The organism is Glycocaulis sp., assembly GCF_050485565.1.
Classification (GTDB): Bacteria; Pseudomonadota; Alphaproteobacteria; order Caulobacterales; family Maricaulaceae; genus Glycocaulis.
Genome location: NZ_JBJHBQ010000005.1, coordinates 66,052 through 80,523, shown reverse-complemented (window position 1 = coordinate 80,523; position 14,472 = coordinate 66,052). Strand labels below are relative to the sequence as shown.

Genomic DNA, 14,472 nt, shown 5'->3' with positions numbered 1-14,472 from the left:
CGGTGGGGTTGTCCCTCACCGATACGAAGCCCGGCCCGCGCCGGTTCAGCTGTTTGCGTTGTCCGGCGTAGTTTGCGCCGGCATGGGCTTGTCGGCCGGAGCGCGGAAACGCTCCTCGTCCAGCTCGCCCTCCCACTTGGCCACGGCCACGGAGACAGCCGCGTCGCCGGTGACGTTCAGCGCGGTGCGCGCCATGTCCATGACCCGGTCAACCGGCAGGATGAAGCCGACAATGATGGCAATCTGCTCTGGCGGCACGTTGAACGTGCTCAGCACGATGGCCAGCAGGAACAGGCCCGCGCTGGGGATGCCGGCCGCCCCGATGGAGGCAATGGCGGCGGTAAAGGCGATCATGAAGTAATGGGTCAGCGTCAAATCATAGCCAAAGGCCTGCGCCGTGAAGAGGGCGAGAATGCCGAGATAAAGCGATGTGCCGTCCATATTGATCGTCGCGCCGAGCGGCAGAACGGAACCGGCCACGGAGCGCTTCACGCCCAGATTATCGACCACATTGGTGATGGTGACAGGCAGGGTCGCCGAGGAGGAGGCGGTGGAGTAGGCGACGGCCTGCGCATCGACAATGCCGCGCAGGAAGTTCAGAAGCGGCAGTCGCAGGACGAATTTTATCAGTCCGCCATAGACCAGAATGGCATGGGCAAAGAGACCCAGATAGACGGTGAGAATGAGAAGCCCGATGGAAGCAAACGCCTGCAGGCCCTGGCTGACCGTGGTGTAGGCGACGAGCGCAAACACACCGAACGGGGCCACTTCCATCACCATATGGGTGACTTTCAGCACGACATCGGAGGCCGAGTTGAACAGATCGCCCACCGGCTTGCCCGCCTTGCCGGCCAGAAGAATGCCGATACCCAGCAGGACGGCAAAGAAGATCACGGCCAGCACATCGCCATCGGCCAGCGCGGCAACGGGGTTATCCGGCACGATGGAGAGGAGGCGGCTGGCGAGCCCTTCAGCCTCGGTGGAGACCGGTACGGCGTCCGCCCCGCCCAGATCCGCGCCCGCGCCGGGGCGGAAGAGAAGCCCGAATATGATGCCGATAATGTTGGCAAAGAAGGTGGTGGCAAAATAGAGCGCCAGCGTCTTGCCGCCGATAGGGCCGAGGCGCTTGGGATCACCCAGCGCATAGACGCCCGCCACCAGCGTGGTGAGGATCAGCGGCACGATGAGCATGCGGATAAGGCGGATGAAGAGATCGCCGACCGGGCGGATATAGCTCTCGATGAGATTGGTGGCTGCCTCTGCGCCCATCATCTGGGACATCAGCGCGCCAAAACCGATACCAAGCACCAGAGCGCCCAGCACGCGCTTCCACAATGCCGTTCCAAACCACCAGCTCATAGACGCCTGCCCCGCTTCTGCCGAATGGCATGCAGCCTAAGCGCCGTTCGCGCAGCGTCAATCAGGCGATGCGGCGGAAAATGCGGGAAAAACCGGCTTTACTGGCGTGTTTCGCGGCGGCGCGTCAGGGTGTCGAAGCCCTTGATGAACGCGATGCGCGCCATCAGGAAAGCCCAGATCGAACCGATCAGCAGAAGCAGCACACCATGGGCCTCAGCCGCCCACAGGCGCGAGATGAGGACAATGGCCAGCGCGAAGATCATGTGGCGTGCGATATGGCGCCAGGTCAGGTCCCGGTAACGGGCCGCGCGGTGGATCGTGCGCGCCGAAAACCAGCGCCAGGCCGCATTGGCCCGCCCGGCATCACGCCGGTCACGCTTGGGGACGGTCTGCCCGATATGTTGGATAGTATCAGCCATAAGATCAGGATACGGAACTTATTGGCGTTCGTCAACTTTAATCAAATTGCTGATTTTTCATCGATTAAGCTCCTTTGCGACGATTTTGCGACTGTCATAGTTTTTAACAAAGTATGAGAGGTGGAGTGAACGCAAACGAAAACCCCGCCACGGACGGGCCGTAGCGGGGCTATAAAAGCGCCGTGTGAGGAGAGCGCTGACGGCGCGAGAATTACGCCGCAGCGGCGGTTTCGGCCTCGATCACGCTGGCGGCGGCATTGACCACGGAGGCTATGCGCACGGCGGTCTGGATCTGGTCGGCACTGATACCATGCTTCTTCAGCTCGGCCTCATGCGCGTCGATGCACATGCCGCAGCCATTAATGGCGGAGACGGCCAGCGACCACAGCTCGAAATCAGCCTTGTCCACGCCCGGATTGGCGATGACATTCATGCGGAGGCGTGCGGGCAGGGTCTTGTAGTCCTTTGCCGAAGCCAGATGCACGAAGCGGTAATAGACATTGTTCATGCCCATCACGGCGGCGGCGGCCTTGGCGGCGTTCACCGCTTCGGGTGAAAGCTTGCCGTCGACTTCACCGGCAATGGCGCGGATCAGCGCCGCATTGCCCGTGGCCCAGGCCGAGGCGAGGAAGCAGCCATATTTCTTCTGGTCATCCAGCGCGGTCTCGCGTGCCAGCGAGGAGAGGTTCAGCCGGATATCCTTGGCGTAATCGGGCATGTGGTCTTTGAGGCTCTCAAGGCTCATGGGGAGGCTCCGTAATCCGTGTCTTGCAGATATGAAAACGGGCCGCGCCGGGAGGAGTGACGCGGCCCGTTGTTCACGGCTTGAAGGGGTAAAACCCTTTAGGCCGCTTTCAGCGTCTCGCCGCCGACCGCGCGGTTGCACGGGCACAGCTCGTCGGTCTGCAGCGCGTCGAGCACGCGCAGCGTGTCTTCCGGGTTGCGGCCGACATTGAGGTTGGTCGCGTAGACGTGCTGGATCGTGTTCTCATCGTCCACGATGAAGGTGTAGCGGTAGGCGACGCCTTCGGGCGAACGGATGCCCAGCTGGTCGACCAGAGAGCCGGTCGTGTCGGCAAACTGCCACTGGTTCAGCTTGTTCAGATCGGCATGCTCGCGGCGCCAGGCCAGCTTGCAGAACTCATTGTCCGTCGAGCCGGTCAGGACCACGGCGTCACGGTCGGCAAACTCGTCATTGAGCTTGGCAAAGGCGACAATCTCGGTCGGGCACACGAAGGTGAAATCCTTCGGGTAGAAGACGATGATCTTCCACTTGCCGGGGAAGCTGGCCTGGGTCAGCGTTTCGAACGCGGACTCGCCATTTTCCTCGTGATGGTTGAAGCCCAGCTTCACACCGGTGATTTCAAATTCGGGAAGTTTCTGGCCGATACCCAGCATGTTCGTCTCCTGTCTGACTTGATATGATTGGCAACGCCGCATTGCGGTGTTTGCTGCTGCAGCAAGTGCTATGCTGCGCTTGCGAAAGCAAATCGATTGTCTCTGGATCAGCGATAGGTTATCTCGATAGCCATGAGCGCGAATCTTCCCACATTGCGGCAGCTGCAGTTTCTTATCGTGCTGGCCGAGCACGGCAATTTCAGCCGCGCCGCCGAGGCAGCTCATGTGACGCAGCCCACCTTGTCAGCGGGTATCAAGGAGCTTGAGTTGAGCCTTGGCACCACGCTGGTGGAGCGCGGCGCACGCGGGGCGAGCCTGACGCCTGCCGGTGAAGCGGCTGCGGCAAGAGCGCGCACCATCCTCACCGAGGCTGAAGACCTTGTGCATGCTGCACGCGCGGCAGGTGAACCGCTGGCCGGGCAGTTCCGTCTTGGCGTCATTCCCACCATTGCGCCCTTCCTCCTGCCGCGCGTGCTGCCAGCCCTGCGGGGCGAATTTGCGCAGCTAGAGCTGTTCCTGCGAGAGGACCTGACCCCGCGCCTTGTCGATGCCCTTAAGGAGCGCCGCCTTGATGCCGCGCTGATTGCACTACCGTATGAGGCGGCGGGCATCGAGACGCGCTCCATCGCGATGGACGAGTTTCTCTTTGCCTGCGCGCCGGACCACAAGCTGGCAGATGCCAGTCCGCTCAGTCCGGCCATGCTGGCCGATGAATCCCTGCTCCTGCTGGAAGACGGTCATTGCCTGCGCGATCATGCGCTCAGCGTGTGTTCAGCCAGCCATTCTGCTGCCGGTCCCGGCTCGGGCCGCGCGGATGCGGCACGGTCGGACTTTGCCGCCACCAGCCTGCACACGCTGGTGCAGATGGTCCGGAGCGGGCTTGGCGCAACGCTGCTGCCGCGTCTGGCGGTCGATGGCGGGGTGGCAGACGGGCTGGGGCTTGTCATCAAGCCGTTTGATCCGCCGGTTGCAGGGCGCGAGATCGGCATGGCCTGGCGGCGCGGCTCTGCGCGTGCGGACGAGGCCGCGAAACTGTCAGAGGCGGTCAAGGCGGCGCTGGTGCCGCGCTAGTCTTCATCACCTCGCAACAAAGCTGTGCGTAGCTGGCGGCGAGTTGTGCCGTCCGGGGAGATTTGACGCCATGAGCCTGATGTTGCTGGTCCTGATCGCGATTGTGCAGGGCCTGACCGAATTTCTGCCCGTCTCCTCCTCCGCGCACCTGATCCTTGCCCCTCTGGCCTTCGGAGTAGAGCCGCAAAGCGTGCTCATCGATGTGATGGCGCATATTGGCTCGCTGCTGGCGGTCTTTGTCTATTTCAGGAAGGAAATCGGCGAGGTGATCGTGGGCGTGCTGGCCTGGTTTACCGGTCAGATGACGCCCGGCGGACGGCTGGCGCTGCTGGTGGTGATCGCCACCCCGCCGGTGATGGTAGCAGGCGCGGTGCTCTATTTTACCGGCTGGATGGATCTGGTGCGTTCGCCTGCCGTGATCGCGGCCGCCACGCTGGTCTTCGCCCTGCCGCTCTGGCTGGCTGACAGATATGGCCCGCGCGTGAAAACCGTGGAGACGCTCACCTACAAGGATGCTGCAATGATCGGTCTTGCGCAGGCGGTGGCAATGATCCCCGGCTCCAGCCGTTCGGGCCTGATGATGACGGCAGCGCGCATGCTGGGGGCGGAGCGCTCGGCGGCCGCGCGCTTTGCCATGCTCTCCAGTATTCCCGTCATCGCCGCTTTCGGCCTGCAATCAGGTATCGATCTGGCGCGCGGCGAAGATCCAGGCGCCAGCCTCACCGACGGGCTGATCGCGGTCGGGCTGTCCTTTGCGGCGAGCCTTGTGGCCATCCACCTGCTTTTGAAGCTGGTTGACCGGTTCGGCTTTTTACCGTTCGTGATCTACCGCATCGCGCTGGCATGCGCGATTCTGGCGGTGATTATCTGGGTGGTGTGAGGGGGAAACCCTACTGCGCAGCCGCGAACTGCCCGCCGCGGCGGAAGCGATAAAGATAGCCCGGCACAACCGATTCCACCGAGGCCGGGCTGATGCCCAGATCAGACAGGCCCGGCACGCCGTCTGCTACGACATTGTCGGTTTTCAGCAGCGTCACCTGATCGCGCGTCAGCACGGTGGGTACGAAGGGCAGGGCACCTGCAATCTCACCGGCAAACCCGATACCGTAAGCGGCGAGCCAGGGCAGCGGCACCAGGAAGCGCGGGCGCTGGATGGTCGCCAGCATGTATTCCATCAATTGCTTGAAGCTGTAGCTGGCCGGGCCGCCAAGCTCGTAAATGCGTCCCTGCGCGGCCGGGCTTTCCAGCGCGGCCAGCACTGCCGCGCCGACATCCCCGGCCCAGACCGGCTGAAACCGCGTCTTGCCGCCGCCGATCAGCGGCAGGGCAGGCGTATAGAGCGCCATCTGGGCAAAGCGGTTGAAGAAGCTGTCCTCGGCCCCGAACACGATGGACGGGCGCAGAATGGTGGCGGTGGGGATCGCGTCCATTACCGCCTTTTCGCCAGCGGCCTTGGTCTGCGCATAGGCCGACTTGCTGTCCGCGTCCGCGCCGATGGCCGAAATCTGCACAAAGCGGGTAATGCCTGCCACTTTGGCAGCCTCGGCAATGTTGCGCGCGCCTTGTGCCTGCACCGAGCGGAAAGTCTGGCGGCCAGACTGCGCCAGAATACCGGTCAGGTTGATGACCGCGCTCGCGCCTTCAACCGCGCGCTCGATCGAAGCCTTGTTGCGTACATTGGCCTGGACCAGCTGTATCTGGCCGACCGACCCCATGGGTTTGAGGTCAATGGCTGTGTGGGGCAGGCGCGTGGCGACGCGCACCCGGTAACCGGCCCGGACCAGCGCACGCACAGCATAGCGCCCGATAAAGCCCGATCCGCCAAACACCGTGATCATTTCATCGCGCAGCATGTTGGTCTCTCCCGGCGAGCCTTGAAAATGTGTCTGCGGGCGTCTGTTCCCGCGAACGCATGCGTGTTGGTAGCGGATAGACCAAATTTGCGGCCCGTTGGCAACGCCGCACAAGGCGCGTTGACAGCGCCCGCGCCCGCATTTATCACCGCGCCTCCGACGCCCCAGAATTATGCCCAGGTGGCGGAATTGGTAGACGCGCTGGCTTCAGGTGCCAGTTCCCGAAAGGGAGTGGAAGTTCGAGTCTTCTCCTGGGCACCATCTGGTTTCACGGATGGCAACACACAAAAACACAAAAACGGCCCCGAGCGGGGCCGTTTTGCGTTTGGGGCTGTCCGGCCGCGCGCGTTAGCGCCGCAAAAGCCAGGCGCGGGCTTCCATCTCGCAGGCAAAGGGTTGCAGCTTGACGGCGAAGGCACGCGCGGTGCTTTCCATGATCATGTAGGGCCGGGTGCGCTCGCCCTGGGAGACATGGGCGCAGCGGCGCGGCGACAGCTCTTCCATGATATGTTCGATGGCCGCCACCAGATCGGGGATCTCGTAGGCGACTGAGCTGTCCTTGCTCTCGATCAGCACGCCATCGACGCGCTTGTCCTGCCCGGCGGCAGCGAGCCGCTCTGCGGCGCGGTGCAATACATCACCTGTCAGTTCGCCGCGCAGGCGCAGGGTGAGAATGCCGTGGATGTCGGTTTCGATGTGGACCTGGTCCACATCGGGTGTGTTGTTGTCGAGCGGCATGGGGGAGGCGGCCTTATGGCTCTGCTGGCAGATCAGTTATGTCGGGATAGGCATGACTAGCCGCAGATTGTTGCCAAATCATGGCGCACCTTGCGCATGGCCGCCTTGCAGATATGCAAGGGTGGAAGACCCTAGAACCGGTAGCGCAGATTGAGCGCGACCAGCGGGAAGGAATCGTACTTGTCCAGATCGCGCCGTGCACGCTCCACCTGCAAGTCCAGATCAGCCAGGAAGGCCGGATCATCGGCCAGAAGCCCCGTCACCTCATAGCTGATGCTGGGCGTGCCCTGCCGGTAGACGCCAGCCTCCAGCGACACCTCGACCGGCCCGTTCCAGGGGCGGCCGGCCAGGCCCGCGCCGGCAAACCAGGCATTGGGCGCAAACTGGGCCTCGCCTGTCAGACGTCCGACTTCGGCTGCCGGATAGATATTGTCGCCGATCTGGTAATCGTTGGCGGGCTGGGCGTTGTAAACGGCCTTGTTGAAATTGTACCGGACACCGGCGGTCAGAAAGAAAACCCGCCGGAAGGGGAAAAAGTCGATCCCCGCGCCAACGCTCGCCAGACGCAGTGAAAAATCGCTGGCGATATCGGCAACTGTCTGGTCGTCGGAATAGACAAGACCTGCTGCGTGAGCGCGCACCTGCAGATAGTCATTGATCCGGTAGCCGCCTTCCAGCCCGACGCCGAGCGTGCCGGCGCGGACGCCAACGAAGGCACGCCGGTCAGCATCTGTGGATGCGCTGAAAGCTCCCGAACCGCCGAACGCAGGATCGCCCTGCATGCTTGCCGCGCCGAGCGCGGCGGCGAATGTAGCGGATATGAACATGATCATCTCAGGCTAGCGGCGGCTTGGCGCTGATTCAACCTGCCGGTGTTCAAATTGGTTCCCCCGGGCGCAGACCGTTGATTGACGCCGGGTGCGTGCACGGCCCATAGGAAGGGCTACACGCGCTGAGCCAAGAAGGGGTTATCACGTCCATGACCATCCATTTCCACAAGGCCGACCTTCCCGCCGGGCTGGATCTGGGCAAGCGTGTCGCCATCGACACCGAAACGCTTGGCCTGTCGCTGGTACGCGACCCGCTATGCCTGGTGCAGCTGTCTGCAGGCGACGGGGATGCGCATGTCGTCCAGCTGGACCGTGCCTCCTACGATTGCCCGAATCTGAAAGCGCTGCTGGCCGATGAAGGCGTGGAGAAAATCCTGCATTTTGCCCGTTTCGACGTGGCGATGATCGCGCGCGATCTGGGTGTCACGCTGCGGCCGGTGTTCTGCACCAAGATCGCCTCCAAGCTGGCGCGCACCTATACCGACCGCCACGGGCTGAAGGATGTGGCGCGCGAGATTGCGGGCGTGGAGCTGTCCAAGCAGCAGCAAAGCTCCGACTGGGGTGCAGGCGATATCAGCGAGGCGCAACTGAAGTATGCCGCCGACGATGTGCTTTACCTGCACCAGATCCGCGACGGGCTGGAAACCATGCTGATCCGTGAGGGGCGCCTGGAGATGGCAAAGGCCTGTTTCAGCTTCCTGCCGACGCGGGCGGCGCTGGATCTGGCCGGGTGGGCGGAAGCCGATATTTTCGCTCACAGCTAGGGCGCCGTTGCGGCCAGACGGTGCGAGCTGCCTTGAAAAGGCCGTGGCAAGGGTCCACAAAGCCTTGCGGGGACAGATTTTCAGGCGTTCAGGATGCATTCGCTGACATTTGCTGCAGCAGAGCCATCGGCAAGCCGGGCCGTCGCGGCCGCACGGCTGCGCGCGCGTGTCGTGCGCAATGCGCGCATTGTGCTGGTTGTGCTGATCGGTGCGCTGGCCGCCAATCTGGTGGTGCAATCTGTATTGGCGGGCAATCGTGAACCGGCCAGCCGGCCTGCAATGACCGGAGACGGGGAGCGCATCATCAATCCGCGCTTTACCGGACGCGATGCTCACGGGCGCCCCTATGTGCTCACGGCGGATTCGGCGGTGCGCCGGATGGTGGGGCTGGGCAATCTGACCGATCTGGAAAATCCGCGCATCGACTACATGCTGCTGTTTGGCGGGTCGCGCCGTCCTGATGCGTCGGAAGTGCTGTCGCGCCTGGGTGTCTATGATGATGCCACGCGCACCTTGCGCATGACCGATACGGTGCGCTTTTCCACCCATTCAGGCTATGAGTTTCGCACTGAAGGCGCCTCGATAGATCTGGACGAAGGCGTGGTATACGGCGAGGAACCGGTACAGGGGCGCGCACCCTGGGGCGGTGTGCAGGCTTACGGGTTTGAGCTGCATGAGGATGGCCGGCGTTTGCGCTTTACCGGAGGCGTGGTGACGCGCTTTTATGTCGGTGACGGCGCGCCTGCGCCCGAGGAGGAAGAATGAGGCTCTTGATTGCCGTTACCGCGCTGGCCTCGGCCATGGCTGCTGCCGGCGTGCTGTCCGCTGCGGCCCTGGCCCGGCAGGAGGTTCCCGATTTTCTGGATATCAGTTCTGATGATCAGGAAATCCTCGATCAGCAGGACCGCGTCCGCTTTATCGGCAATGTAAACGCGGTGCGCGGGGATACGCGCCTGCGCGCTGACGAGGCCGAGGCGACACTGGCCCGCAACCCGGAGACCGGGCAGCGCCGCATCGAGCGTATTACGGCGCGCGGCGATGTCTTCTATGTCACGCCCACCGAGACCGCGCGTGGTGACCGGGGCGTCTACACGGTGTCAGACGAAATTGTCGTGCTGACCGGCGCAGTGGTGCTGACACAAGGATGCAATGTCTCGACCGGTCAGGAGCTGCGCATAAACATGCAGACGGGCGTATCGCGCCTGACGGGCGGCAATGGCCGGGTGCGCAGCCTGTTCTTCTCCCAGGATGGAGACCGTCCGGCCGATAGCGAAAACTGCCCGGCTCCGCCGGTTCCCGGTCCTGCGCCGCGCGGCTATAGCGCCGAGTTCCCGGCGGCGAACTAAGCCTTCTGGCCACACAGGTCTGCGGGCCGGTTGTGCGCGCGGCTGCGCTTTGGCAGCCATCCGGTCTTGTCAGGAGGGTGCGAGCCCTTGCAAGGATGGGGCCAGTTGCGTGCGCTTCACCAAATATTAGGTCTGTGCCCGTAACCCTGACTATCGGGATTTTGAGGGTGGTGCCGGGAATGACCATGCCAGACAGCAGCGCTGAGGGCCTCCATGTCGATTCGATCGGCAAGGCGTTCGGCAGGCGTGTCGTGGTCAAATCGGTGTCGCTCAATGTTCATCGCGGCGAGGTCGTCGGGCTTCTCGGTCCGAACGGCGCGGGCAAGACCACCTGCTTTTACATGATTACCGGGCTTATCCCGGCCGATCACGGGCGGATCGTGCTGGATGGAGAGGACATAACGGCCTTTCCGATGTTTCAGCGCGCCCGTCTGGGTATCGGGTATCTGCCGCAGGAAGCCTCCATCTTCCGGGGCATGAGCGTGCATGAAAACGTGACCGCGACCGCCGAGATTGCCGAGAAGGACAGGTCTGCCTGCAAGAAGCTGGTCGATGATCTGCTTGAGGAGCTGGGCGTCGATCATTTGCGTGACAGCCCTGCCATGGCGCTGTCCGGCGGTGAGCGGCGGCGGGTGGAGATTGCGCGCGCGCTGGCGACCCGGCCAGGCTTCATCCTGCTTGATGAGCCGTTTGCGGGTATTGATCCGCTGGCCATTGCCGATATCCGCGATCTGATCCTGTTTCTCAAACAGCGCGGTATCGGCATTCTCATTACCGATCACAATGTACGCGAGACGTTGCAGATCACGGACCGCGCCGCGATCATCCATGACGGGGAAGTACTGTTCGAGGGCAAGCCGGACGCTGTCCGGGCCGATCCTTCAGTGCGCCGTGTCTATCTCGGCGACAGCTTCCAGTAGGGCGGGGACAGATGGGCAAGCTTGGACAAAGGCTGGAGGCAAGGCAGGGGCAGGGTCTGGTGATGACCCCGCAGCTCCAGCAGGCCATCAAGCTGCTGCAGCTGAACAATATCGAGCTGGCCGAGTTCGTTGAGGAAGAGCTGGAGCGCAATCCGCTGCTGGAGCGTGATGAGCGCCCGGAACCGGGCGGTGAGGATGAGCGCGCGCCCGCCGAGGCCGCCGCTGATCCGCATGGCGAGCTTAGCTTTGATGCGCCGTCCTCTGCCGCCGATGAGGCGCTCGATGCTGACCGGGAGGCGATGTATGCCGACAGTGCGCCGGACATGGCAGGCGCGCGCGATACGGGCGGCGCAGTGGACTGGTCGCGCGCCGGAAAGGGCGGCGGCGGGTTTGACGGCGAGGATTTTGACGCGGCCGCCCATACCAGCCGGGACAAGACCCTGCGCGAGCATCTGCATGACCAGCTGGCCGATCTGGCGCTGACCAGCGCTGACCGCATGATCGCGGCCCATCTGATCGATCTGGCCGATGATGATGGCTATATGCGCGCCGATCTGGCCGAAACGGCCGAGCGGCTGGGTGTCACCGTGTCCGAGGTTGAGGCCCTGCTGGCGCGCCTGCAGGAGTTTGAGCCGGCTGGCGTTATGGCGCGCGGGCTGCAGGAATGCCTGGCGATACAGCTGGCCGAACGTGACCGGCTGGACCCCGCCATGGCGGCGCTCGTGGATAACTTGCCCTTGCTGGCCAAGCATGATTATGCGGGCCTGCGCGGGCTTTGCGAGGTCGATCAGGAAGACCTTGAAGACATGATCGCCGAGCTGAAGCGCCTCACGCCAAAGCCCGGCCTCGCCTTTGGCTCCGACAGCACGCGCGCGGTGGAACCCGATGTCTATGTGCGTGAGCGCCCGGATGGCAGCTGGGCGGTGGAGCTCAATACCGACACGCTGCCGCGCGTGCTGATGAATAACCGCTATGCGGCCCAGATTGCCGGCAGCGCCCGCTCGGCGGAGGAAAAGACCTTCATCACCGAATGCACGCAAAACGCGTCCTGGCTGGTTAAAAGCCTCGATCAGCGTGCGCGCACCATCCTGAAAGTGGCCAGCGAGATTGTCCGCCAGCAGGACGCCTTTCTGGCCAAGGGCGTGGCCTGGCTGCGGCCCTTGAACCTGAAGACGGTGGCCGATGCGGTCGGCATGCATGAAAGTACGGTCAGCCGTGTGACCTCGAACAAGTATGTGGCCACGCCGCGCGGCCTGTTCGAGCTGAAATATTTCTTTACCTCTTCCATCGCGTCTGCCGATGGCGGGGAGGCGTATTCGGCCGAGGCGGTGCGCTACCGGATCAAGGCCATGATCCAGGCCGAAACCGTCAACGAGATCATGAGCGATGATGCCATTGTCGACCGGCTTCTGGCCGATGGTATCGAGATCGCCCGGCGCACCGTGGCCAAATACCGCGAGGCGATGAATATCCCCTCCTCGGTGCAGCGCCGCCGGATGATGAAGCGTTAAATTCCCAATCCTGATCGCGCATGCACCCTAGGATATTGGTAACCGCAAACCTGTCCGTTGCGTCATTAACCAGTTATCTGCATTGACGCCCCCGCCCGGCTTGCTACCGTCACTGTGTCCGGTAGGAAACCGGGCATTCGGCCACGCGTTGTTTCAAGCGCCAGGGGCCTTTTTGAAAAAAGGCTCCTGCAGCCAGCGCAACGCGCCAGCAGCAGATGGAGCTGACATGCACATCCAGTTTGTTTCCAAAGGTATCGACGTTTCCCCCGCCCTTCGCGAACGTATCGAGGGCAAGGTTGAGGAAGGCACGGCGAAGTATTTCAGCCGTCCGGGCGAGGCGTTTGTCACCGCCGCCAAGGAAGGGTTCGGGTTCCGCGTGGAGTGCGCCCTGCACCTGCCGTCGGGTGCCTTTCTGCAGGCCACGGGCGAAGGGGCCGATGCCTATGCCGCTGCGGAAGTTGCGGTCGAACATCTGGAAAAACGTCTGCGCCGCTACAAGCGCCGTCTGAAGGATCACCACGCCGAAAACAAGATGGAGCTGCCTGCCGAGGAAACGCCGATTGTCGTCTTCAGGGGCAATGGGCGTGCCGTGACGCTCGACGAGGACGATGGCGATCTTGATGATGGCGGTGCTACCGGTGGCAGCGAGCCGGTGATTGTCGCGGAGTCTGTTGGCGAGCTGCGCACACTCACCGTCTCCATGGCCGTCCACGAGATGGATGTGCTCGATACGCCCTTCATGCTGTTCAGGAATGCGGCAAGCGGATCGCTCAATGTGGTCTACAGGCGCCCTGATGGTCATGTGGGGTGGATTGATCCGGCTCGAGAGGCTAAAGACGGCGCCGTTCGCTGAACGGGGGCTTTTTCGCCCCGCCGACAAGCAAAGGCGTGACATGGCATTGTCAGACCTGATTCCGCCCGGAGGGGCGGTGGCAGACCTGCCCGGTACCAGCCGCAAGCAGGTGCTCCAGTCATTGTGTGATCTGGCGCAGCGCACGCTGCATGTGCCCGCGCGCAAGGTGCTGGACGCTGTGATGGAACGCGAGAAGCTCGGCTCGACGGGTGTGGGTGATGGTGTTGCCATTCCCCATGCGCGGACCGGCGATGTGGACCGGGTGTGCGGTGTGTTTGCGCGCCTGAAAACCCCGGTCGATTTCGATGCCATGGATGGCCGTCACGCCGATCTGGTCTTTCTGCTGCTGGCACCGGAAGATTCCGGGGCGGAGCATCTTAAAGCGCTTGCCCGCGTGGCGCGCATGTTCCGGCGCGAGGATGTCCGCACCGCGCTGCGTGCTGCGCCGGATTCAGCGGCCGTGAACGCCATACTGTCGGGCATGGCCCATACCGACGCGGCGTAAGTGCGCTAGCGCGTCATGCCCGCTTCGATCCGCCCATCGGCGTGAAGAATCGCGTGCTTCATGCCTTGCGAGTTGTACTGCGCGCTGACATGGCCTTTTGAATCGACCGCGATGATCCCGCCATCGCCGCCCAGCTCCGCGATATCGTCCAGCACGCCCTTGACCGCCTCATCGAGATCTGAGCCGAGATAACGCATGCGCGCCGAGACATCGGCAGCGGCATTGGCGCGCATGAAAAACTCGCCCTGGCCAGTGCAGGAGACGGCCACGCGTGCATCGGCCCAGGTGCCAGACCCGATGATGGGCGTATCGCCCACCCGGCCCCAGCGCTTGCGCAGCGTGCCGCCGGTGGAGGTTGCTCCGCACAGGATCCCGTGCGCGTCCAGCACCACACAGCCTACCGTTCCGGTTGCGATCTCGCGGCCATCGGGCACGGCGGCGGGCTGGTAGTAGTTTTCCGGATCGGTGATCTCTTCAATGGCGTGCGCACGCGCGATTTCGGCAGCGCCAGCGCCCGCGATCAGTACATGGGGCGTCGCCTCCATGACCACGCGCGCGGCTGTAATGGGCGAGATGAAGCCCTCCAGCGCGGCGACAGCGCCTGCCTTGCGTGACGGGCCTTCCATGATGGAGGCGTCCAGCTCGTAGCGTCCGGCCGTGTTCGGCGATGCGCCGCGCCCGGCCACGTAGAGGGCGCTTTCTTCCATCGCCCGCACCATTTTCACGGCGATATCGACCGCCTGCCCGCCTGCGCCTAGTAGCGCCTTGCCCTCTTCGGCCAGTTCGCGCAGATGGGCGACTTCGCGTTCATAGGAACGCTCGGCGAGCACACCGGCTCCGCCATGCAGGACGAGGGCGGTCGGGGAGGTCATGGGCGTAGCTCCATCTGGAGGGAAATGACGAGG

At 63.3% G+C, this 14,472-nt stretch carries 17 protein-coding genes and 1 tRNA gene; 10 read left to right on the top strand and 8 right to left on the bottom strand.

Going from position 1 to position 14,472, the window contains the following annotated elements; translation table 11 throughout:
- Positions 1 to 45: 45 nt before the first annotated feature.
- The 4 genes from ACQ5ID_RS07110 to ACQ5ID_RS07095 form a co-directional block, all read right to left on the bottom strand.
- Positions 46 to 1,359, bottom strand: a complete 1,314-nt coding sequence (locus ACQ5ID_RS07110; RefSeq protein ID WP_429911758.1) for a dicarboxylate/amino acid:cation symporter — start codon at positions 1,357 to 1,359, stop codon at positions 46 to 48.
- Between the two features lie 98 nt (positions 1,360 to 1,457).
- On the bottom strand, positions 1,458 to 1,778 hold the full coding sequence (locus ACQ5ID_RS07105) for a hypothetical protein (RefSeq protein ID WP_429911757.1): 321 nt from the start codon (positions 1,776 to 1,778) through the stop codon (positions 1,458 to 1,460).
- Between the two features lie 211 nt (positions 1,779 to 1,989).
- Positions 1,990 to 2,523: a carboxymuconolactone decarboxylase family protein gene (locus ACQ5ID_RS07100; protein WP_429911756.1), complete on the bottom strand. Its 534-nt coding sequence runs from the start codon at positions 2,521 to 2,523 to the stop codon at positions 1,990 to 1,992.
- A gap of 98 nt (positions 2,524 to 2,621) precedes the next feature.
- Positions 2,622 to 3,176 (bottom strand): peroxiredoxin, encoded by a 555-nt coding sequence (locus ACQ5ID_RS07095; RefSeq protein ID WP_429911755.1) that lies wholly within the window; start codon positions 3,174 to 3,176, stop codon positions 2,622 to 2,624.
- A 132-nt stretch (positions 3,177 to 3,308) separates the two neighbouring features.
- Between ACQ5ID_RS07095 and ACQ5ID_RS07090 the strand changes: the two genes are divergently transcribed.
- Together ACQ5ID_RS07090 and ACQ5ID_RS07085 are read left to right on the top strand one after the other, a co-directional pair.
- A complete protein-coding gene (locus tag ACQ5ID_RS07090) occupies positions 3,309 to 4,247 on the top strand; it encodes a hydrogen peroxide-inducible genes activator (RefSeq protein WP_429911754.1) in 939 nt (312 codons plus the stop codon).
- A gap of 70 nt (positions 4,248 to 4,317) precedes the next feature.
- Positions 4,318 to 5,127, top strand: a complete 810-nt coding sequence (locus ACQ5ID_RS07085; protein ID WP_429911753.1) for an undecaprenyl-diphosphate phosphatase — start codon at positions 4,318 to 4,320, stop codon at positions 5,125 to 5,127.
- Between the two features lie 10 nt (positions 5,128 to 5,137).
- On the opposite strand, the gene ACQ5ID_RS07080 is transcribed toward ACQ5ID_RS07085, so the two are convergent.
- Complete coding sequence (locus tag ACQ5ID_RS07080; protein ID WP_429911752.1) at positions 5,138 to 6,100, bottom strand: complex I NDUFA9 subunit family protein; 963 nt, start codon at positions 6,098 to 6,100, stop codon at positions 5,138 to 5,140.
- 174 nt (positions 6,101 to 6,274) lie between these two features.
- Here ACQ5ID_RS07080 and ACQ5ID_RS07075 point away from each other — a divergent pair.
- Positions 6,275 to 6,361, top strand: a tRNA-Leu gene (locus tag ACQ5ID_RS07075).
- 87 nt (positions 6,362 to 6,448) lie between these two features.
- Here the strand turns inward: ACQ5ID_RS07075 and ACQ5ID_RS07070 are convergent.
- Positions 6,449 to 6,838, bottom strand: coding sequence for a hypothetical protein (locus tag ACQ5ID_RS07070; RefSeq protein ID WP_429911751.1), 390 nt, complete (start codon positions 6,836 to 6,838; stop codon positions 6,449 to 6,451).
- Positions 6,839 to 6,969: 131 nt separating this feature from the next.
- A complete protein-coding gene (locus tag ACQ5ID_RS07065; protein WP_429911750.1) occupies positions 6,970 to 7,665 on the bottom strand; it encodes a hypothetical protein in 696 nt (231 codons plus the stop codon).
- Between the two features lie 152 nt (positions 7,666 to 7,817).
- Here ACQ5ID_RS07065 and ACQ5ID_RS07060 point away from each other — a divergent pair, with 152 nt between their 5' ends.
- The 7 genes from ACQ5ID_RS07060 to ptsN all read left to right on the top strand — a co-directional run bounded on the left by ACQ5ID_RS07060 (position 7,818) and on the right by ptsN (position 13,567).
- Positions 7,818 to 8,432 (top strand): ribonuclease D, encoded by a 615-nt coding sequence (locus ACQ5ID_RS07060; protein WP_429911749.1) that lies wholly within the window; start codon positions 7,818 to 7,820, stop codon positions 8,430 to 8,432.
- A gap of 93 nt (positions 8,433 to 8,525) precedes the next feature.
- A complete protein-coding gene (gene lptC / locus ACQ5ID_RS07055; protein ID WP_429911748.1) occupies positions 8,526 to 9,197 on the top strand; it encodes an LPS export ABC transporter periplasmic protein LptC in 672 nt (223 codons plus the stop codon).
- Positions 9,194 to 9,778, top strand: coding sequence for an LptA/OstA family protein (locus tag ACQ5ID_RS07050; protein WP_429911747.1), 585 nt, complete (start codon positions 9,194 to 9,196; stop codon positions 9,776 to 9,778). The genes lptC and ACQ5ID_RS07050 overlap by 4 nt, the downstream gene beginning before the upstream one ends.
- Positions 9,779 to 9,957: 179 nt before the next feature.
- Positions 9,958 to 10,698: an LPS export ABC transporter ATP-binding protein gene (gene lptB / locus ACQ5ID_RS07045; protein WP_429911746.1), complete on the top strand. Its 741-nt coding sequence runs from the start codon at positions 9,958 to 9,960 to the stop codon at positions 10,696 to 10,698.
- Between the two features lie 11 nt (positions 10,699 to 10,709).
- Positions 10,710 to 12,209, top strand: a complete 1,500-nt coding sequence (gene rpoN / locus ACQ5ID_RS07040) for an RNA polymerase factor sigma-54 (RefSeq protein ID WP_429911745.1) — start codon at positions 10,710 to 10,712, stop codon at positions 12,207 to 12,209.
- A gap of 226 nt (positions 12,210 to 12,435) precedes the next feature.
- Entirely contained in the window at positions 12,436 to 13,062 is a 627-nt protein-coding gene (gene hpf, locus ACQ5ID_RS07035) for a ribosome hibernation-promoting factor, HPF/YfiA family (protein ID WP_429911744.1), read from the top strand.
- 40 nt (positions 13,063 to 13,102) lie between these two features.
- Positions 13,103 to 13,567: a PTS IIA-like nitrogen regulatory protein PtsN gene (ptsN, locus tag ACQ5ID_RS07030; RefSeq protein WP_127568832.1), complete on the top strand. Its 465-nt coding sequence runs from the start codon at positions 13,103 to 13,105 to the stop codon at positions 13,565 to 13,567.
- A gap of 5 nt (positions 13,568 to 13,572) precedes the next feature.
- Here ptsN and ACQ5ID_RS07025 read toward each other — a convergent pair whose 3' ends face one another.
- Positions 13,573 to 14,439, bottom strand: a complete 867-nt coding sequence (locus ACQ5ID_RS07025) for an isoaspartyl peptidase/L-asparaginase family protein (RefSeq protein WP_429911743.1) — start codon at positions 14,437 to 14,439, stop codon at positions 13,573 to 13,575.
- Between the last annotated feature and the right edge of the window lie 33 nt (positions 14,440 to 14,472).